Origin of the sequence: Kocuria sp. CCUG 69068 (genome assembly GCF_020833785.1) — a bacterium.
GTDB classification, from domain to species: domain Bacteria; phylum Actinomycetota; class Actinomycetes; order Actinomycetales; family Micrococcaceae; genus Kocuria; species Kocuria rosea.
Map to the genome: position 1 here is coordinate 14,064 of NZ_PDDL01000008.1, position 20,990 is coordinate 35,053.

Genomic DNA, 20,990 nt, shown 5'->3' on the forward strand with positions numbered 1-20,990 from the left:
GCACGCCGCCGCTCGCCGGCACGGGCCCGGCACGGCAGATCGCCTCTCGAGCCGCAACCTTCGACAGTCCGAGCAGGAGGAGCAGGTGCCCGTCCCCCCTTCGAGGCCGCTCCGCGTCCGCACGACGACGCCGTGGGGCGCACGCCTGTGGGCTCAGCTCGCGGTCGTGGCCCTGGCGGCGTCCGGATGCTCCGCGGGTTCCGGCAGCAGCACTCCGGCACCGTGGAACGACGAGCTGTCCGAGTTCGTGCAGGCCGACGGCCGCGGTCTGACGGTCGACGGGAACCGCACACGGCTCGAGGCCGTCAACTTCACCAACGGGTACGACACGGACATCGCGGCGGACGAACTCCTCACGTCCGGGCACCACTCCGAGCGCGACTACGAGCGGGTTCGGGACCTGGGGTTCAACAGCATCCGCTTCGCCTTCAAGGGTGAGTGGTACCTCCAGGACCGGGAGGCGTTCTGGGCCTGGCTGGACCGGAACGTGGCGTGGGCCGGGGAGCACGACGTCCGGCTGATCCTCGACCTGCACATCCCCATCGGCGGCTACTGGCTGGGGTCCGACGCCGGCTCGGCCGACTTCCGGATGTGGACGGACGACGAGCTGCGACAGCAGAACGTCGACCTGTGGGCCGACATCGCGGCCCGCTACCGGGACGAGCCGGCCGTCGCGGCGTACGACCTGCTGAACGAACCGGTGACGACGGATTCGAGCGGCGAGCAGTGGCGGAGCCTGGCCCAGGAGATCGTGGACGCGATCCGATCGGTGGACGGGAACCACCTGCTGGTGATCGGCGCCGTCTACGGCGTGGACGGCGGCTTCGATCCGGACGGCGTGGAGCGGCACGTCCTCGTGGACGACGACAACGCCATGTACGACTTCCACTTCTACGATCCCTACCGGTACACCCACCAGTTCGCCCCGTGGGTGCCGACCGCCCGGGACGGCGGCCGCTACCCGGATCCGGATCGCCTCGTCTCGACCACCGCACCGCGGCTGCTGGACGGGACCCGCATCGGCACGCCGTTCCTGCCGGTCGGCACGTCGGGCTGGCAGGAGTACGACAGCGGCATGGTCACGGTCGACGCGCCCGACGCCACAGCGGCCTCGCCGCAGATCGTGGTGGGAGGCGGCATGGAGGGGACCGCCCACTTCGACAGCATCAGGGTGACGGAGTACGGGCCCGGCGGGAACGAGCTCCGCGAGGTGCTCCACGACCCGCTGGACGAGGGCAGCACGGGCAGGTGGTATCCCTGGACGGGCCGGGACGGTGGGGACGCGGACGTGGAGCACACGCGGGAGACCTCGGGACACCTGGACGACGGAAGCCTGTCCATCAGCGGAACGGTGACCTCCGGTGCCGGATGGAGCAGCAGCGAGAACATCTTCGCCGTGGTCCCCGGCAACCGGTACCGCATCCGGGGATACATGCGCGGCGACGAGGTGACCGGCGCCGCGGGCGAGGAGCCCCGGATCGGTCTCCGGCTGGAGCTCTACGGTGCGCAGGCCGGCGCCGCGGGCGACGGTTTCCTGCCGCGCGACAAGGAGTACCTCGACCACGCCATGTCGCAGCACCTCGCGTTCGGCGCCGAGCACGAGGTCCCGATGTCCGTGCTGGAGTTCGGGGCGGTCCGGCACGCCTTCGAGATGGAGGGCAAGGGCGGCGACCGGTGGGTGGCCGATGTGCTGGCCCTGCTGCGGGAGCACGACCTCAGTTTCGGCTACTGGGAGTACCACGACTCGGTGATGGGCATCTACCTGGATCTGGACGGTGCGGAGAGCCGGCCCAACGACGCCCTGCAGGAGGTCCTGCGACGTGACCTGCACGAGGACGGCGGCTGAGCCCCTGGGCTCCGCTCCCGGTCGGCGACGACGTCTCCGGGGCGCAGCACATCGTGGTCGCGGCGGCGCCGACGGGTCGGGACCACCGCGCACGAACTTCACAGATCTTCACAACGGCAAAGACCACGGAACGCCACGCCGGAGCCGCTGAGCGAACTTCCGTCGCACCACGGCCCTCGCGCGTCCGCGGCGGAGACCGGCCGCCCGGAATCAATCTTTCGAGGTTGATGAGCCGGCGTCGGGAAATCCTCGGGTGAACGGCGTGTGACACCCGCATGTCCGCTCAGGACCACCCTCGAGGAGCGGCACCTATCTCACGGCGCCGCGACTCGGACAAGGACGCAGATAGGGGGACAACCGGGTCCACCGGACACCGGAAAGCCCCGTTGTGTTTGCATATACCGCTGTGACTAGGAGCGATGGTGATTTCGATGCTCCTGCACTCATCCTCCCGGCACCCGTTGTGAGGTCGCCCACCGTCCCGACGGCGTCGAAACATCGTGACGTGCTGGGTTATCTTCTGCATATCAACCAGCTTTCGGGGGAAAGCTGCAGCGGCAACGGGGCCATCGTGCATTCGTGGTCACACCCGAGCCATCGGGCCTGCCGCATCAGCATCCACAGTGCTGCCGACCTCGAGGGTCACCCGGTGACCGCCCGGTCGGCCCATCACGCAAGTACGTCATTCAGCAACCCTTGGGGGGGAACCGATGGATGCTGTCCTGTTCACAGGCCTGTTTTCCGTGCTCGTCATCTTCGTCGCCGTGGCGCTGTTCGCCATCGCGGCGTCCACGCTCTACCTGAACACCTACGCCTGGTGGGATCCGCACACCCAGCGGAGGACGCTCTACGGCGGGCTGCAGCCCGTGGAGACGTACTCGTTCTCGCTGATCATGCCCTGCCGCCAGGAGCAGGAACAGGTCATGCGGGCCACCCTCGGAGCACTGCTCCGGCAGTCCCACCGGGAGCTCGAGGTGATCATCTCGGTGGGCCACGACGACCCGGAGACCGTGGCCATCGCCCAGCGTCTCGCCGCGGAGCACCCGGACAGCGTCCGGGTGAGCGTGGACCACAACACGCCCAAGAACAAGCCGCGGCAGCTCAACACGGCCCTGGCCATGTGCCGCAACGACATCGTGGGGGTCTTCGACGCCGAGTCCATCGCCGCCCCGGACCTGCTGCGCAACATCGACAGCTGCTTCGTGGCCCGCGACGCCGACGTGGTCCAGGGCGCCGTGCAGCTGATGAACTTCAAGGACACCTGGTACTCGCTGCGCAACTGCCTGGAGTACTTCACCTGGTTCCGCTCCCGCCTGCACGCCCACGCCAGCCGGGGTTTCATTCCCCTGGGCGGCAACACGGTCTTCGTCAAGCGTGAACTGCTGGTGCAGGTCGACGGCTGGGACGCCGGGTGCCTGGCCGAGGACTGCGACCTGGGGGTGCGGTTGTCCACCCTGGGGCGGGAGATCGTGGTGGCCTACTCCCCGGACCTGGTCACCCGGGAGGAGACCCCGGACAGCATCAAGGGCCTCGTGAAGCAGCGCACCCGCTGGTCCCTGGGGTTCATGCAGGTCCTGGCCAAGGGCGACTGGAAGCAGCTCCCCACCCGCCGCCGCCGTGCGATGGCGTGGTGGACGCTCATGCAGCAGCACTTCATGGCCTTCGCCGGGGTGGTCATCCCCCTCGCGATCATCGCCGCCCTGTGGGGCGGGTTCCCCGTCGCCGTCACGCTGATCGCCTTCCTCCCGCTGATCCCCACCGTCGCCACCATCGCCTTCGACGTCTGCATGCTGCGCGAGTTCGGCCGTGACCACCGGGTCAGGATCAGCGCCTACGACTACGTGCGGCTCGTGGTGGGCACGCCGTTCTACCAGATGGTGCTCGCCTTCGCGGCCGTGCGCGCGCTGGTGAAGTTCCACCGTGGTGACTTCCGCTGGGAGAAGACCGCCCACTCGGGCGCACACCTGACCGACGTACAACTGGCCGGAAAGCTGGTGGCAGCATGAACACGATCACCGCACCTCCGCGTGCACCGAAGTCCAGCACCTCGACCATCGAGTCCTCGACCACGGAGTCCCCGGGCACGGGCTCCTCGCAGGCCGGGCCGGAGCGCCCCGGTTTCCTGGGCAGCATTCCCGAAGCCTGGTACGACCGGGTGATCCTGGCCGCGCTGGGCGTCCTCGCGGCCGTGCTGAGCGTGTGGAACGTGAACGGCGCGACCGTCTACCAGGACGACGAGGGCACCTACACCGCCCAGGCCTTCAGCGTGCTGGGGGGTGAGCTGGCCCCGTACGCCTACGGGTACGACCACCCGCCGCTGGGCTGGGTCCTGCTCGGTGCGCTGGTCTGGATCCCGGACCTGCTGGGCCTCGGCGGCGACACCTTCATCGGTGCCGCCCGCTACGCCATGGCTCCGTTCTTCGTGGCCACCGCGCTGCTGGTGTACCTGATCGCCCGGCGGCTGCGGATCCGCCGGCCCATCGCCGCGCTGACCGTCGTCCTCGTCGTCCTCTCGCCGCTCACGCTGACCATCGGCCGGCAGGTGTACCTCGACAACATCGGGCTCCCCTGGCTGCTGCTGGCCTTCTACCTGGCCCTGTCCCGCCGGGACGCCCTGTGGCACCACGTCGGCGCGGGCGCGTTCTTCGCCGTCGCCGTCCTGTCCAAGGAGACGCTGGCGATCTTCGGCCCCGCCCTGATGGTCGCCCTGCTCAACCGGCCCTCCTGGTCCAACCGGACGTTCTCCCTCGTGGGGTTCCTGACCGTGGGCGGACTGGTGCTCGGCTTCTATCCGCTCCTGGCCCTGCTGCGTGCCGAGCTGGTGTCCGGAGAGGACCACCTGTCCCTGCAGGACGGCCTGGCGTACCAGTTCCTGGACCGCTCCGGTTCCGGTGCCGTCTGGGAGGCCGGCTCCAGCCGCGCCGGGCTGCTGGAGGGCTGGCTGTACTACGACCAGCACCTCATCGTGGCCGGTCTCGTCGCCGCGCTGATCTGCCTGTCCCGGCGCAGGACGGTGTGGATCCCGGTCGCGATCGCCAGCTTCTCCGTGCCGGTGGTGATGGGCAGCGGTTATCTGCCGGGCATGTACATCATCGGCGTCCTGCCCTTCCTGGCCCTGGCCGTCGGTGCCGCGCTCAACGCGCTGATGGACGCGCTGGGGAAGCTCACCGCACCGCTCCCGGCGGGCCGGCGCACGGGGTTCAAGCTCCTGGCCGTGGCGTGCACCGCCTTCGTGCTGTTCCAGACCGCCGTTCCGCAGTGGTGGACCCAGAGCAGAGCCCTGCTCACCCAGCAGGTCAACGGCGACTGGGCGTCCGCCCTGGAGTGGGTCGAGGAGAACGTCCCGCACGACGAGACCGTCCTGGTGCCCTACTCCCTGTGGAAGGACCTGAACCCGGACGGCACGAGGAGCCCCTGGACCGTGGTGGCGACCGAGAAGGCCGACCTCGACCCCCAGTTCCTGCTCGAGCACCCGGAGGGCTGGACGGCCATCGACTGGGTCGTCCAGGGCCCGGACACGGACACGAACATCGAGATCCACGACCTCACCATGGCCGGCGAGGCCCTGGAGAACTCCGTGCCGGTGCAGACCTTCGGCGAGTGGAGCGTGCACCGCGTGCGCACCGGTTAGGCCCCGGAGCGGGCAGGAACCAGCGGTCCCGCCACCCGGGCGGGTGGACTGGCCGGCGCCCTCGTCCTCGGGCACCGGTACCGTGCGCACGTGGTCCACCGTCCGGTTCCCTCACCGCCCTTCCCGCGGCCTCCGTCCCCCTGCGTTCCGATCCTCTTCGCACTGTCCAGCCGCAACCGATGGGAGCGCTCCGTGCCTGCCGAGCACCAGCCGACACCACGGCCCACCGGCCAGGGACCGGTCGAGCCCGCCCGCCGGGCCTCTCCGGCCGCGGGCCTGCCCGAGCCGATCATGACTCGTCGTGGTGTCCTGACGACCGCCGCCCATCTGGGCGTCGGGGCGCTGCTGGCCGGCTGCGCGACGGACGGCGCAGGTGCCACGGTGGACTTCGCGGCTGCCCGCGACGGCACCGAGCTGAGCGGGGTCTCCTTCGGCTCGTGCATCTCCACCTACTCCGGGGACGGCGAGAACGTCAACATCGTCAAGGGCTCCGCCGCCGACTCCGCCGCCTGGCGCGCCACGCTGGGCGGGCTGGGCCCGCTGGCCTGGCGCATCCCGCTCGCCTGGCACGGCGGCAGCCCCGGATCGTCCGCCGGGGGCGCGCGCTCCTACGGTGACGCCGGCGACTACGTCTCGGCGATCAGGTCCATCGGCGGCACCCCCGTGGTGGTCGTCGGCGGCGCCACGGGGGACAACGACATCCTCGCCGACGACGCCGCCGCGCTCGTCCGCTACTTCAACGACGACGGCGGGCGGCACGGCGGCCCCGTCGACCACTGGATCATCGGCAACGAGCCGGACAACGGCGGGGACGCGGCGTTCGGCATGCCCGCCTACATCCACGGCGGCAAGGGCGGCTCCGGGTTCAGCACCATCGTGGGCGCGATGCGCGCCGCCACGAGCCGGACGCTGGAGATCGCCGGTCCCTCGCTGGTCAGCTACGCCTCCTGGAACCAGGATCTCTACGGCGCCTTCCTCGACGCCTGCGGCCACGACGTGGACGTCGTCGACTTCCACCTGTACGAGGGCGCGGACCTGCCCCGCTACTCGGACGCGGTCACGGGGCTCCAGCAGGCCGTCGCGTCCCGGTCCCACACGGCCGGACGGGTGGGGGTGCAGCTGGGTGAGTACAACTGGATGTGGCGCTACGAGGAGCCCCACCACGGAGCCGGCCAGTTCCACACCTCCCGGAACACCGTGGCCGGGGCCTGCACCATCGGCCGCCTCGTGGAGCGGGGCGGCCGGGCCTACCAGTACTCCGACAACAACGGGCCGCTTGGGCTGATCACCCCCGGCGGCGCGAACAACGGCGCGCCCGCCGGCCACCGGCTGCCGACCCCTGCCTACTACGGCCTCAAGATGTGGACCGGCGGCGACCTGTTCCGCCGGCCCACCGGGTCCATGGCCGCGTGCACCACTGCCCTGCCGGAGGTGGAGCTGTTCGCCTCCACCGGGCAGAAGAACGTCGTCCTCGTCAACAAGTCGCCGAGCCGGGCCCACGACGTCGTGCTCGCCGTCCGCGGCGTCCCTGCCTCGGGAAGCTACGAGGTGTGGCAGACCGTGCGCGGCATGGACCCCTCCGACAGCGCAGGAGCCCAGTGGCAGGATCCCGTCCGGGTCGGCTCCGGCTCCTACCGGAACGGGCGGATCGCGTTTCCGTCCCCCGCAATGACGGTCACGACGGTCCTGATCGACGGATGAGGGGAGCCGGTACGAGGTGCTCGGCCTCCACCCCGGCCCCGGGGCCCGCCTACCATGGGAGCACGCATCCGCCCCTACCGAGGAGCCCCATGGCCGTCACCGCCTCCACCACCGTCCCCGCCACCGTCGAGCAGGTCGTCGCGACCTTCGCCGACGAGGCCTTCGTCCGCCACGTGGCCGGCAAGGCCGGCGCCACCCTGGAGTCCTTCGAGCGCTCGGGCGAGACCACCGGGGCGTTCACCGTCACCACGGTCCGCGCCATGCCCGCGGACCGGTTGCCGGACGTCGCCCAGCGGTTCGTCGGGCCCGCCGTGCACGTGACCCAGACGGACGCCTACGAGGCCCCGGCCGCGGACGGCTCCCGCGTGGTGCGCAGCGACATCAAGGTCGCGTCCCTGCCGGTCTCGGGCAGCGCCCACCAGAGCCTGCGCCCGCAGGGCGAGCAGACCGAGGTGCACGTGGACTGCACCGTGGAGGCGAACATCCCGTTCGTCGGCAAGCAGGTCGCCTCCGCCGCCGAGCCCTACGTCAGCAAGGCCCTGTCCCTGCAGTCCCGGGAGGCGGAGGACTGGCTCGCCAGCCGCTGAGCCGTCGACCTCGCTGAGCCACCGGCCTCGCTGAGCCACGGCGGCGGGCGGCCCGGAAGCGCGATCCCGGCCCAGCCGTAGACTGGCCCCTGTTTTTCCTCCGACGACGAGCAGGAGTCCACGGTGAGCGCAGGCGGGACGGACGAGCACGGGCCGGGGCTGGGCAACTTCCTGCGCAAGGATCTCGTGGGCGGTGTCCTGCTCCTGGTCGCGATGCTCTCGGCGCTCGTGATCGCCAACTCGCCGCTGGGGGAGGGCTACTTCGGTCTGCGGGACACGCACATCGGCATCGACTTCCCCGGCCTGGACCACACCGTGGGCGAGTGGGCCTCGGAGGGCCTGCTGGCGATCTTCTTCTTCCTGGTGGGCCTGGAGCTCAAGACCGAGTTCGTGGACGGCGAGCTGCGCAACATCCGCAAGGCGATGCTGCCCGTCGTCGCGGCCTTCGGCGGCGTGATCGCGCCGGCGCTGATCTACGTGGTGGTCAACACGGTCGACAACGGGGACCCCAGCACCATCGACGGCTGGGCGATCCCCACGGCCACCGACATCGCCTTCGCCGTCTCGGTGCTCGCCGTGGTGGGGTCGTCGCTGCCCGTGGCCATGCGCACCTTCCTGCTGACGCTCGCGGTGGTGGACGACCTCATCGCGATCGTCATCATCGCGTTCGTCTACACCGACGACCTCAGCGTGCTGTACCTGCTCCTGGCGCTCGTCCCGCTGGGTCTGTTCGCGTTCCTGGCCCAGAAGTTCCCCGAGTTCTTCATGGAGCACCACTGGGCAGCCTGGGTCGTCCTGCTGCCCATCGGCATCGTCACCTGGCTGTTCGTGCTCGAGGCCGGCATCCACGCCACCATCGCCGGGGTGCTGCTGGGCTTCGCGGTGCCGGTGAAGAAGCTCACCCCGCGGGTGATCCGGCAGGAGGACCCCGAGCTGGGCCTGGCCCCGGCCCTGGAGCACCGCTTCCGGCCGCTGTCCAACGGCCTGGCCATTCCCGTGTTCGCGTTCTTCGCCGCCGGCGTGGCCGTGGGCGGGCTGGACGGTGTGCTGGCGTCCCTGTCCGACCCCGTGGCGATCGGCATCGTCGCCGGCCTGGTGCTCGGCAAGCTGATCGGCATCTTCAGCGCGGCCTGGCTGATGGACCGCTTCACCCCGGCCGCGAAGGACGACGACTACACCTGGCTGGACCTCGGCGGCCTCGCCATGGTCGCCGGCATCGGCTTCACCGTCTCCCTCCTGGTGGCGGAGCTCAGCTTCGGCCTGGGCAGCCCGCACGACGAGCACGCCAAGGTCGGCATCCTGACCGGCTCGGCGATCGCCGCGGCGCTCGGCGGCACGCTGCTGGCCGTGCGCAACACCCACTACAAGAAGCTGCGCCTGGAGGGTGTGGCCGTCGACAAGCTCGACGCCGCGTAGCCCGGCCACCCGTCCCTGCACTGCGGCAGCCGATCTCGAGACTTTCGTCCATTGACGCCTCGGGCGCCGCCGCAGACACTGTCACCGGAGGCACCGGACCGGGATCGGTCCAGTGCCTCTGCGGAGCGCCCCCACGCCCAGTGACAGTTCAGAGGATCCCCCCATGCCCGGACGACCCCCTTCCCCCCTGCCCCGAGCGGGGGTCGCCGTCACCGTGGCCCTGCTCGCCGTGGCCGGTCTCGCAGGCCTTCCGGCGGCGGCGGGCATCGTGAACGGCATGACGTTGCGCGACCGGCAGCCGAACCACGTCGAGGAGGCGCTGGACCAGGCGGCCCAGCTGGAGGCGTCCGGGGACAGGGCGTCCGCGGAGGCCCTGCGCGCGATGGCGTCGACCCCGCAGGCGGACTGGATGGTCTCGGGCACGCCCGAGCAGGTCCGGCAGCAGGTGCACCGGAGCACGACGTCCACCGCGGACGAGGACCGCCCGCCGGTGCTGGTCGCCTACAACCTGCCCTTCCGCGACTGCGCCCAGTACTCGTCCGGCGGGGCGGCGAGCGCCGCCGAGTACAAGGCCTGGATCGACGGGTTCGCCGCGGGGATCGAGGACCGGGCGGCCCTGGTCGTCCTGGAGCCGGACGGGCTGGGACAGATCCCCTGGTACACCGGGGTGACCGGCGAACCGGACTCGTGCCGGCCCGACGGCGCCGACGGCGCCACCGCGGCGGCGGACCGGCTCGAGCTGCTCAACTACGCCGTGGACGTCCTCAAGGACCTGCCGCGCACCCGCGTGTACCTCGACGGGACCAACAGCGGCTGGCTCGCCGTCGGCGACGCCGCGGACAGGCTCGTGCGGGCCGGTGTGGAGCGCGCCGACGGCTTCGCCCTGAACGTCTCCAACTTCGAGACCACCGAGAAGCAGCTCAGGTACGGCACGTGGGTCTCGAAGTGCATCCACTACGGCACCGCCGTCGACCCGGGCGGCTTCGCCGGGTGCGGGAGCCAGTACCACCCCGCCACCGCGGACGACGTGTCCACCTGGGGACGGACGGACGCCTGGTACGCCGAGCACGTCGACAGCGCGCGGAACGGCCCTCCGGGTCCCGGGGACCTCGCCCACTTCGTGGTCGACACCAGCCGCAACGGGCAGGGCCCCTGGACACCGGAGCAGTCCTTCCCGGACCCGCAGCCGTGGTGCAATCCTCCGGGGCGGGGACTGGGCTCGCCGCCCTCGACGGACACGGGCCACGAGCTGGCCGACGCCTTCCTGTGGGTCAAGATCCCCGGCGAGTCCGACGGCGAGTGCCATCGCGGGCGGGGCCCGGGGGTGCCCGATCCCGCCTGGGGCAGGGTCGCGCCGCCGGCCGGAGCCTGGTTCCCCGAGCAGGCGCTGGATCTCGTCGAGAACGCGGACCCGCCGCTGCGGCACTGACCCGGGAGGAGCTCGGAAGGCACGGAGGACGCGAATTCGCGGCCGCTCGGTTGGCGAATGCAACACACGGTCACGAAAGATCTGTGGACCACAGAAAAATTGTGCTCTGTTCTGGGGACGTCGTTGCCGATGCCATCCCCCGACCGGCCCACACGCCCGATGGCCAAAGCAACCGTTCACTATGGAAATGACGGCTTTTCCGCGCCACCACAGGCCTACAAGCGCATGCTTTTTCACACGACGCCCCAGATATGTGCGAACGCCTTGATTAGCAATCGACCGGTCTCCTTGAGAACCTGGGCTCACCGGATCGTCGGGGGAACGGCGCGCAGAACGCGCCGGCGGCGAACCGGGACATCGACAGCATTGCCCGGCGCGGTGGCTCGGCACGGCGGCGCACCGCGCCGTCGGCGCCGGATCTTCTCGACGTGACCACCGAGTCCACGTCGTGAGCCGACGGGCGATGCGGCGGTCGATCCGTCACTCAGGGGGAGTTGCTGTGCATGCATCGATCGATCGGACGAGGAACCGCCCTCCGGGTGCCGCCTCGTCCGTTGCCGTGAACCGCTCCATCAGCTCGAGCGTCCCGGGTTCGGGGGGATCCGCGCACGAGTCCTGAGGGTCGCCGACCGGCGACCTCCGGAGGGCTGCAGCGCGGCCCTCCCCAGATCATTCATGTCATCAGCACCTCCGGGGGGAGAGAACCATGCTTGCTGTCCTGCTGTCCTTACTGGTCGTGATGATCGCGCTCGTGCTTTTCGCGATTGCCACGTCCACTCTGTACCTCAACACTTACGCCTGGTGGGATCCCAAGACGCAGGAGCGCACCTTCTACGGCGGTGTGCTGGCCGAGGAGCAGCACTCCTTCTCGCTCATCATGCCGTGCCGCCATGAGGAGGAGCCCGTGATGCGGGCGACGCTGGGGGCGCTGCTGAACCAGACGCACCGGGCGGTCGAGGTGATCATCTCCGTGGGTCACGACGACCCGGAGACCGTGGCCATCGCCCAGCGTCTCGCCGCGGAGCACCCGGACAGCGTCCGGGTGAGCGTGGAGGGCAGCGCCGTGAAGAACAAGCCCCTCCAGCTCAACGCGGCGCTGATGATGTGCCGCAACGACATCGTGGGCGTGTTCGACGCCGAGTCCATCGCCGCCCCGGACCTGCTGCGCAACATCGACAGCTGCTTCGTGGGCCGCAACGCGGACGTCGTCCAGGGCGCCGTCCAGCTCATCAACTTCAAGGACACCTGGTACTCCCTGCGCAACTGCCTGGAGTACTTCACCTGGTTCCGCTCCCGCCTGCACGCCCACGCCAACAAGGGGTTCATCCCGTTGGGCGGCAACACCGTGTTCATCAAGCGGCACCTCCTCAACCAGGTCGGCGGGTGGGACACTGACTGCCTCGCGGAGGACTGCGACCTCGGGGTGCGGCTCTCCACCCTGGGCCGGCAGATCGTCGTCGCCTACTCCCCGGACCTGGTCACCCGTGAGGAGACCCCGGACAGCCTCAAGGGCCTGGTGAAGCAGCGCACCCGCTGGTCCCTGGGCTTCATGCAGGTGTACGCCAAGGGCGACTGGAAGCGGCTGCCCACCCGCCGCCGCCGGGCGCTGGCCTGGTGGACACTGATGCAGCAGCACTTCATGGCCTTCGCCGGGCTGGTGATCCCCATCGCCATCATCGTCGCGGTGTGGGGCGACTTCCCGATGGCCGTGACCCTCATCGCGTTCCTGCCCCTGATCCCGACGCTCGCCACCATCGCCTTCGACGTCTGCATGCTCCACGAGTTCGGTCGCGACCACCGCTTCCGGGTCAGCGTCTACGACTACGTGCGCCTCGTGGTCAGCACCCCCTTCTACCAGCTGGTGCTGGCCTTCGCCGCCGTCCGCGCGCTGGTCAAGTTCTACCGCAGGGACTTCCGCTGGGAGAAGACCTCCCACTCGGGGGCCCACCTCACCTACGTGCAGCACACCGGAGAGGTCGTCGGGGCATGAGCCGGACCATGACCGTCGTGGCGGCGGAGCCCGCGACCGCCCCCTCGGTGCTCTCGCAGCACGTGACGGGCCCCGGGAAGTGGGGCCGCATGCGGGACGGCGTGCGCCGCATCCCGCACGACCGTGCGGTCCTCGCGGTCCTCGCGGGACTCCTCGTGGCACTGGCCGTGCTGAGCGTGTGGAACGTCACCGAGTCCTCGGCCTTCCAGGACGACGAGGGCACGTACACCTCCCAGGCCTTCAGCGTGCTGGAGGACGGACGGCTGGCCCCCTACACCTACTGGTACGACCACCCTCCCCTGGGCTGGATCCAGCTGGGGTTCCTGGTGTGGCTGCCCCAGCTGCTCGGGCTGGGCGGCGACACGCACATCGGCGCGGCCCGCATGGTCGTCGCCCCGTTCTTCGTCGCCACCGCCACCCTGATCTACCTGGTCGCCCGCCGGATGGAGGTGCGCCGCCCGCTGGCCGTCGTGGCCGCGGCGCTGTTCGCGCTCTCCCCCCTGGCGCTGACGATCGGCCGGCAGGTCTATCTGGACAACATCGGCGTGACGTGGTTGCTCCTGGCGTACTACCTGGTGCTCTCCCCGCGCAACGCCCTGTGGCACCACATCGGCGCCGGCGTCTTCTTCGCCGTCGCGGTGCTGTCCAAGGAGACCCTCGCCATCTTCGGCCCCTCGCTGCTGGTCGCCCTGCTGAACCGTCCCACCTGGAGCAACCGCGTGTTCTCCGTCGTCGGCTTCCTGATCGTCGGGGGCGCAGCACTGGCGCTGTACCCGCTCATGGCCCTGCTCCGGGGAGAGTTCTTCTCCGGAGGCGGGCACGTGTCCCTGCAGGACGCGCTGGTGTACCAGTTCCTCACCCGCTCGGGCTCCGGATCGATCTGGGAGGCCGGCTCGAGCAGGGCCGAGCTCCTGCAGGGCTGGCTGTTCTACGACCGCCCGCTCGTCGTGGTCGGTCTGGTGGCCGCCGTGCTCTGCCTCGTGCAGCGCCGGAGCATGTGGATCCCGGTCGGCATCGCCTTCTTCTCCGTGCCCATCGTCACGGGCGAGGGCTACCTGCCGGCCATGTACATCATCGGTGTCCTGCCCTTCCTCGCCCTGGCCGTCTGCTGCGCCCTCAACATGGCCTGGGGATGGCTGGAGCGGGTCGCGGACCAGCAGACACCGTCCGTGCGGCGTGCCGTGCGGGCGGCGGGGGCGGTGACGCTCGCCTTCGTCCTCCTGGTGACGGTCGCCCCCCAGTGGGTGGGCCAGAACAGGACCCTGCTGACCCACCAGACCAACCAGGACTGGTCCTCCGCCCTGGCGTGGGCCGAGGAGAACATCCCTCGGGACGACACGGTCCTGGCACCGTACTCGATGTGGCAGGACCTCAGCGCCAGTGGCTGGTCCGGCGCCTGGAGCGTCGTGGCCACCGAGAAGGCGGACCTGGACCCCGAGTTCCTGAACCAGCACCCGGAGGGGGCGGACGCCATCGACTGGGTCGTCGTGGGCCCCTTCGTCGAGTCGAACATCGACCAGCTCGGCCTCACCATGGCCGGGGAAGCACTCGAGAACTCCGTCCCGGTGCAGACCTTCGGCGGGTGGAGCATCCACCGCGTGCTGAACGACTAGATCCGCTCCGGCTCCACACCGACCGCCGCACGCAGCAACATCGTCCCGGGGGAGAACACCACCATGGAACTGACCGTCATCGTGCCCACGTACAACGAGGCACCGAACATCGCCGAACTCGTCCGCCGGACCGAAGCGGCCTGCACGGGCGTCGACGCCGAGATCGTCTTCGTCGACGACTCCCGGGACCACACGCCCGACGTCATCCGGACCACCGCCGCCCGGAGCACCGTCCCGGTGCGCCTGATCCACCGCGACGACCCCGTGGGCGGCCTGGGCGGCGCCGTGATCGAGGGCGTCCGCTCCAGCCAGGCGGTGTACTGCCTGGTCATGGACGGGGACCTCCAGCACCCGCCGGAGATGATCCCCGTCGTCCTGGACCGCCTCCGGGCGTCCGACGCCGAGGTCGTCGTCGCCTCGCGGTACTGCGGCAACGGCGGCGACGCCGGCGGACTCGCGAACGGCACGCGGCGACTCGTCTCCTCCGGTGCCACGCTGCTGTCCCGGACCCTGTTCCCGCGCCGCCTCGAGCACTGCAGCGATCCCATGACGGGCTTCTTCGGCTTCCGGCGCTCGGCCGTGGAGGTCGAGCAGCTCCGGCCCACGGGCTTCAAGATCCTGCTGGAGATCCTCTGCCGCCACCGGCTCCGCGTGCTGGAGGTGCCGTTCGTCTTCGGCGCGCGCTTCGCCGGGGAGTCCAAGGCCACGCTGACGGAGGGACTCCGGTTCCTGCGCCAGCTGGCCGGCCTGCGGTTCGGCAGGATCGCGAGCTTCGGCATGGTGGGCGGGATCGGCGCGGTGCTCAACCTCCTGATCATGGGCGCGCTCGTGGCCTCCGGCGTCCACTACGTCGTCGCGGCGATCGTGGCCGCGGAGATCACCATCCTGACCAACTTCCTGATGCAGGAGCGGATGGTGTTCCGCGCCGAGCGGCAGGGCGCGGGCAGCCTGCGCCGCCGGTTCCTGCACTCCGCGGGCTTCAACAACGTCGACGCGGCCGCCCGCCTTCCCCTTTTGTGGCTGCTCGTGGAGTTCGCGGGCGTGCCCAGCCTGCTGGCCCAGGCGGGCACGCTCGTGGGGGCCTTCCTCCTGCGGTACCTCTACCACTCGCGCGTGGTCTACGCCGATGTCTCCGCCGCGGCGCAGCCGGTGTCCGTCCGGGTCCCGGCGACCGGTCGTCGCCGTGCGGGCGTCCGGCCCGGGGCCTTCGAGCACCCGTCCGGCGGCGGGCGCTCCGCGCTCCTGCTCGACGGGACCGCGTCCTGATGGCCACGCAGACACCGGTCCGCGCCGGAAAGCTCATGTCGCTCGTCTCCACCCGGCCCGAGCGGATTCCGCTGCGCCTGCCCGTGAACCGCTCCCTTCCGGGCTCCGACGGCATCGCCGTGCTGGTGCTCGGCGTGGTCGCGGCCGTGCTCGGCGCGTGGAACCTGACGGGCGCCTCGCCCTACATGGACGACGAGGGCACCTACACCGCGCAGGCCTTCAGCGTGCTCAGGGGCGATCTGGCACCGTACACCTACCAGTACGACCATCCTCCGCTGGGCTGGATCCAGCTGGGCGCCCTGGCCTGGATCCCCCAGGCACTGGGCCTGGGCGACGGCACGTACGTGGGCGCCACGCGGTTCGCGATGATCCCGTTCTTCGTGGCCACGGTCGTCCTGACCTACCTGATCGCCCGGCGGATGCGGGTCCAAGCGCCCCTGGCGGTGCTGGCGGCCGCCCTGGTGCTGCTGTCCCCGCTGTCGCTGACCCTGGGGCGGCAGATCTACCTCGACAACATCGCGCTCCCCTGGCTGCTGCTCGCCTTCTACCTGGCCCTGAACGAGCGCAAGGCCCTCTGGCACCACATCGGCGCCGGCGTCTTCTTCGCCCTGGCCGTGCTCTCGAAGGAGACCATGGCCGTCTTCGGCCCGGCCCTGCTGGTGGCCCTCGTCAACCGGCCCACCTGGTCCAACCGCGCGTTCTCCGTAGTGGGCTTCCTCGTGGTCGGTGGACTGGTCCTCACCTTCTACCCGCTCATGGCCCTGCACAACTGGGAGCTGCTGGCCGCCCCGGGCCGCGTGTCCCTCCAGGAGGCGGTGGCCCTCCAGCTGATGGAGCGCACCGGCTCCGGAGCGGTCTGGGCGGACGGCTCCGACCGCGCCGTCCTCCTGCAGGGCTGGTTGCACTACGACCAGTACCTCCTCGTCGGCGGTGTCCTGGCAGGGCTCGTGTGCGCGACCCGCCGCAGCAGCGCGTGGCTGCCGGTGGCCGTCGTGGTCTTCTCCCTGCCCGTGCTCCTTCCCGACGGATATCTTCCGGCGATGTACATCATCGGCATCGTGCCCTTCCTGGCGCTGTCCGTGGGGGTCGCCCTCCAGATGCTGTGGAGCTCGCTGGTGCGCACGACGCCCCCCTGGCGGTGCCGGGCCGGTGCGGCAGTGCGGGGCACCGCCGTGGCGGCGCTCGTGGGGACCGTGGCGCTGGCACTCGCGCCGCAGTGGATCGCGCAGGACCGCGTCCTGCTCACCCGGGAGGCGAACACCGACTGGGCCTCGACCCTCGCCTGGGTCCAGGAGAACGTGCCGGCCGAGGACACCGCCCTGGTCCCCTACGCCCTGTGGCAGGACCTCAACGCGGGCGACCGTGAGGACCCGTGGGAGATGGTGGCGATCGAGAAGGCCGACCTCGACCCGCAGTTCCGCGTGGAGCACCCGGGCGGGTGGAAGGACGTCGAGTGGGTCGTCCTCGGCCCCGCGACGGAGCGCACCGTCCAGGACCTCGGCCTCGACACCGCGCAGCGGGCGCTGGACAACGCCGTGCCGGTGAAGAGCTTCGGCGACTGGACCGTGCACCGCGTCTAGGGCTGACGCCCGGGGGGTCTCGCGGCGCGACCCGCCCCGCGGACTGCACCCGGACGTCCCACCCGCCCGCACAGCACCGCGCAGCACCGCGCAGCACCGCACGACACACCAGGAAGCCCCGCGAATCCGAACGGTTCGCGGGGCTTCCCTGTGCTGCGGAGCGGTCGGTCGCCCCGGCCTGCCGGTTCCCGGTGCCGTCCTCCTCCGTGTCCAGGCCCGGCGGGCCCGCCCCGGCCCGCGACGCCGTCCGCCGGAGGGGGTGCACCCCGGCACGGTGCCGGTGCTGCGCAACGGAGCTGTCCGTTCCAGCCCGCCTCCTCCATGTCCTCGGGGTGCTCGGTGAGGCAGCCGTCGGCAGCGGTGCCCGCCTCGCCGCACCCCTCGTCCGGTTGCCGGCGGGACGCCTCCGGCAGCAGGACCGCGCAGCAGGAAGCCCCGCGAACCGGAACGGTTCGCGGGGCTTCCTCGTGCTGCGGAGCGGTCAGTCGCCTGCGCTGCAGGCAGTGCCGTCCTCGTCGACGTCCAGGCCCTGCGGGTCCACCCCGGCCTGCCGGACCACGATGCCGTCCGGGAAGAAGGTGCGCACCTCCTCGCAGTCCCAGTGGTGCGGCATGGAGCTCACGTCCTGGCCCGCCTTCTCCATGTCCCGGACGTGCTTGGCCAGGCTGGGCGGGACCGTGGGCAGGCACTGGCCCGCCTCGCCGTACTCCGCGAGGCAGCCACCCGGCGCGGTGTCCGCGTCGTGCACCTTGTCGGGTGCCACGTCGGCGCGCTGGGTCAGGCCCTTCGTCCGGTCCAGCGCTTCGCCCGACCGGCCCCGTGCCCCCTCGCCGTTCTCCGGCTTCTGTCCCGCGGCTCGTTCCAGACCGTGGGCCGGGGGCTCCTCGGCCCGCGGCGACGACGGCTCCCGAGCCGCCACCGCCGCCAGGCTGCCGGCCGACTCCCGGGCCGCACCCGGTCCTGGAGACGTCGGCGTCCGGTCACCGGCATCGGCGTCGGCACGGGCGTCGGCCTCCGGGGCCGCGGCCTCCTCGTCCGCCGCCCCCGCGCCCTGACCCGTGCCCCGGCCCGGAGCGTCGGCAGGGCCTGCTCCCGGCGCCGGGCTCGGACTGCGGTCCGCGGCCACGGTCGCCGGCAGGCCGCCGGGCCCGTCCGGTTCCGCGGCGACCACCGTGGCGCCGACCGCCAGCGGCACCACCAGGGCCGCTCCGGCCAGCACCGCCAGCCGGCCACCTCTGCGCTTCTGTGCACTCATGAGATCCACACCCACTTCGCTTCGCTGGGAACGCCCTTGGCGTCGAGCACCGTCAGCATGTAGGGACCGGGGGGCAGCAGGTTGGGGTTGTCCGGCACCTGCACCGTCCTGGTGTTCCCTTCTCCTGCCAGGGGCAGGTCGACGAGCCGGGCATTGGTATCGGTCTGGTGCGTGGCGGACATCGGCGCCATCAGGGACGCGGAGACCACCTCGCCCTCCACGCCGAGTTCGAGGACGTCCCCGTACCCGGCCGACTCCGGAGCCTGCACGACCTGCGGCCTGGCGCCCTGGAACAGGTACGGCGGGCTGTAGACGGAGATCCGGAAGTCGAAGGAGTTGTCAGCAGGGTTCGAGCCGAACACCGCCACGCGGCCGTCGGGCAGCAGGATGGAGGACGAGTGGTAGTTGCGTCCCACGGGGTCCGGGTTGATGGACGTCCAGCTGTTGGCCTCCGGGTCGTACAGAGCGGCGGTGAGCACGTCACCGCTGCGGTTGTACTGGGCCCCGTTGGCCGCCAGGACCGTCCGGTCGGGCAGGTTCACCAGGTTCACGTACGCCTTGCCCGGACCGGGCAGGTCGGGCCCCGGTACGTACGCCGGGGACTCCTGGTTGAGGTCGATGATGTCCACGAGGTTCGTGGCCGGCAGGTTGGTGTCCGTGTTCCCGCCGCCGACGATCATCACCCGTTGGTCCTGGGCCGGCCCGATGAACACGGAGCCCGCCTGGTCCCGCAGGTCCTTCTCCCGCAGACCGGGAACGTCCCAGATCGCAGCCTTCTGCCAGTCGTAGATGGAGGCACCCGTGCCCGGCAGCCCGTTGCCGAAGGTGTGGCCGCCGCTGTAGAACATCTTCCCGTCGTCCAGGAGGTACATGTGCGGGTAGGTCCCCCAGTAGCTCCAGGTCTGGGGAACGCTGTTCTGCGGGAGCCAGCTCATCGAGGAGTGGTCGAACATCTCGGTGAGCACGGTGCCCTCGGCCTTCTCGTCGAGGCCACCGGCAGCCCAGATGTTCCCGTTCCCGAGCTTGGTCAGCGACGGGTACCAGTGCGCACCGGCCATGTCGCTGGTCTTGTGGAACGTGTTGTCCGCGGGGTCGAAGTAGTAGCTCTGCTCGGACCCCTTGAACGTGTTGGGGCCCGCGTCCTGCTCCGGGAAGGCCATCGTGCCGCCCGCGAGCAGCACCTTGCCGTCGGGGAGCGTGACGTGACCGGCGCAGAACATGTCGTACGGCACCGGGATCTCGGTGAACGCGTTCGTGTCCGGGTCCCAGACCACCGCGCGGAAGGTGCCGGCGGCGAACTGGTTGCCGTCGTTGCCGGACCCGGCGATGAGCAGCAGCCGACCGTCGTGCAGCAGGGTGGTGTGGATGGCCCGGATGGGCAGCTCGGTCTCGAGGACGTCCCACTGACCGGCGAGCTCGGCCGACTGGGGCGCCGGCTGCGCCTCGGTCGCCACGGGCTGCAGGGAGTAGTTCGTGGTCTTCAGCTGGCCGTCGCCCGAGAGGGAGATCCCGAAGGACACCCGGTCCACACCCGCGGGCAGGTTCTCGAGCCGGGCCTGGGCGGTGGTCCACTCCGCGCTGGGCGGGAGCATCTTCAGGTCGGTGTGGTACTTCCACCCCTCCGCCGTGTGCACGAACACGGTCACGGAGTTGCGGTCGCTGGTGGACTTGTAGTCGATGGACAGGTCGTAGTCCGTCCCCTCGGCCACGGTGGGCGCGCACCCGTCCGTCTCGGCCTGCAGCAGCTTGGCGTCGCCGGAGGCGTAGCCGCTGACCTGCAGGGAGTAGGAGCGGGCGCCCGCGGCGGAACCCGCCGGCACGTCGGTGTCGAGCTCCTGCTGGAGCGTCCTGTCCCCCCAGCCCCCGGGCAGGAAGCAGGTCGGGACGCCCTCGCCCGTGGCCAGGGCCCCGTTGACGACCAGCTCGCCGTCGGCGGGTGCCGGCGGCGGCGCCTCCACCGGCACCGGCTGCAGGGAGTAGTTGGTCGTCTTCAGCTCCCCGTCGCCGGAGAGGGAGATCCCGAAGGACACCCGGTCCACGCCCTCGGGGAGGTTCTCGAGCCGGGCCTGGGCGGTGGTCCACTCCGCGCCGGCCGGAAGCATCTTCAGGTCCGTGTGGTACTGCCACCCGGTTGCCGTGTGCACGAACACGGTCACCGAGTTGCGGTCACTGGTGGACTTGTAGTCGATGGACAGGTCGTAGCTCTGCCCCGCCGTGACCGCAGGGGCGCAGCCGTCCGCCTCGGCCTGCAGCAGCTTGGCGTCACCGGAGACGTGGCCGCTGACCTGCAGGGAGTAGGAGCGGGCACCCGCGGGAGAACCCGCCGGCACGTCGGTGGACAGGCCTTCCTGCACCGTCCGCTCGCCCCAGCCGGCCGAGAAGAAGCAGCTGGGAGTTCCCGTCCCCTCCGCGAGGGAACCGTTCACCACCAATTCCTCGGTTCCAGCCGCGGTGGTCTCGGCCGCCGGCATGACGGGCGGCATGACGGCCAGCGCCCCGGAGACCCCTGTCGAGGTCAGCGCGACGGCGGAGCCGGAGATCACCGAGGCGGCGAGCCACACGGATCGGGAGGCCCCCGCATTCCTCCGGTACGGGCCCCGCAGGCCCTTGTTCTGAGCGCGTCCGCCGTGCGGCACGAGGAGTGGTTCCCCTCCGCGCCCCACGGACGGACGTACG

General features: G+C 70.9%; 13 protein-coding genes. 11 read left to right on the plus strand and 2 right to left on the minus strand.

Translation table 11 applies throughout. The annotated features are described in order from the left end of the window. Positions 1 to 85: 85 nt before the first annotated feature. The 11 genes from CRM73_RS02810 to CRM73_RS02860 all read left to right on the plus strand — a co-directional run bounded on the left by CRM73_RS02810 (position 86) and on the right by CRM73_RS02860 (position 17,059). A complete protein-coding gene (locus tag CRM73_RS02810) occupies positions 86 to 1,846 on the plus strand; it encodes a glycoside hydrolase family 5 protein (protein WP_229586763.1) in 1,761 nt (586 codons plus the stop codon). 710 nt (positions 1,847 to 2,556) lie between these two features. Then, entirely contained in the window at positions 2,557 to 3,852 is a 1,296-nt protein-coding gene (locus tag CRM73_RS02815; protein ID WP_229586764.1) for a glycosyltransferase, read from the plus strand. Continuing rightward, complete coding sequence (locus tag CRM73_RS02820) at positions 3,849 to 5,477, plus strand: glycosyltransferase family 39 protein (RefSeq protein WP_229586765.1); 1,629 nt, start codon at positions 3,849 to 3,851, stop codon at positions 5,475 to 5,477. Before CRM73_RS02815 ends, CRM73_RS02820 begins: the two co-directional genes overlap by 4 nt. Positions 5,478 to 5,669: 192 nt before the next feature. Further along, positions 5,670 to 7,178 carry a hypothetical protein gene (locus CRM73_RS02825; RefSeq protein WP_229586766.1) on the plus strand — a complete coding sequence of 503 codons (1,509 nt, stop codon included), beginning with the start codon at positions 5,670 to 5,672 and terminating at the stop codon, positions 7,176 to 7,178. An 89-nt stretch (positions 7,179 to 7,267) separates the two neighbouring features. Further along, positions 7,268 to 7,765 (plus strand): DUF2505 domain-containing protein, encoded by a 498-nt coding sequence (locus CRM73_RS02830; protein WP_229586767.1) that lies wholly within the window; start codon positions 7,268 to 7,270, stop codon positions 7,763 to 7,765. 123 nt (positions 7,766 to 7,888) lie between these two features. After that, positions 7,889 to 9,181, plus strand: coding sequence for a Na+/H+ antiporter NhaA (nhaA, locus tag CRM73_RS02835; protein ID WP_229586768.1), 1,293 nt, complete (start codon positions 7,889 to 7,891; stop codon positions 9,179 to 9,181). 163 nt (positions 9,182 to 9,344) lie between these two features. Next, positions 9,345 to 10,610, plus strand: a complete 1,266-nt coding sequence (locus tag CRM73_RS02840; protein WP_229586769.1) for a glycoside hydrolase family 6 protein — start codon at positions 9,345 to 9,347, stop codon at positions 10,608 to 10,610. 706 nt (positions 10,611 to 11,316) lie between these two features. Further along, complete coding sequence (locus CRM73_RS02845; protein WP_229586770.1) at positions 11,317 to 12,600, plus strand: glycosyltransferase family 2 protein; 1,284 nt, start codon at positions 11,317 to 11,319, stop codon at positions 12,598 to 12,600. Beyond that, positions 12,597 to 14,213: a glycosyltransferase family 39 protein gene (locus tag CRM73_RS02850; RefSeq protein ID WP_229586771.1), complete on the plus strand. Its 1,617-nt coding sequence runs from the start codon at positions 12,597 to 12,599 to the stop codon at positions 14,211 to 14,213. The genes CRM73_RS02845 and CRM73_RS02850 overlap by 4 nt, the downstream gene beginning before the upstream one ends. A gap of 63 nt (positions 14,214 to 14,276) precedes the next feature. After that, positions 14,277 to 15,479, plus strand: coding sequence for a glycosyltransferase family 2 protein (locus CRM73_RS02855; protein WP_229586772.1), 1,203 nt, complete (start codon positions 14,277 to 14,279; stop codon positions 15,477 to 15,479). Continuing rightward, positions 15,479 to 17,059, plus strand: coding sequence for a glycosyltransferase family 39 protein (locus CRM73_RS02860; RefSeq protein ID WP_229586774.1), 1,581 nt, complete (start codon positions 15,479 to 15,481; stop codon positions 17,057 to 17,059). The genes CRM73_RS02855 and CRM73_RS02860 overlap by 1 nt, the downstream gene beginning before the upstream one ends. A gap of 481 nt (positions 17,060 to 17,540) precedes the next feature. On the opposite strand, the gene CRM73_RS02865 is transcribed toward CRM73_RS02860, so the two are convergent. Next, the gene (locus tag CRM73_RS02865; RefSeq protein WP_229586776.1) at positions 17,541 to 18,314 is read right to left on the minus strand and encodes a hypothetical protein; all 774 of its coding nucleotides are present in this window, start codon (positions 18,312 to 18,314) and stop codon (positions 17,541 to 17,543) included. Beyond that, on the minus strand, positions 18,311 to 20,875 hold the full coding sequence (locus CRM73_RS02870) for a kelch motif-containing protein (RefSeq protein ID WP_229586777.1): 2,565 nt from the start codon (positions 20,873 to 20,875) through the stop codon (positions 18,311 to 18,313). Before CRM73_RS02870 ends, CRM73_RS02865 begins: the two co-directional genes overlap by 4 nt. Positions 20,876 to 20,990 lie beyond the last annotated feature (115 nt).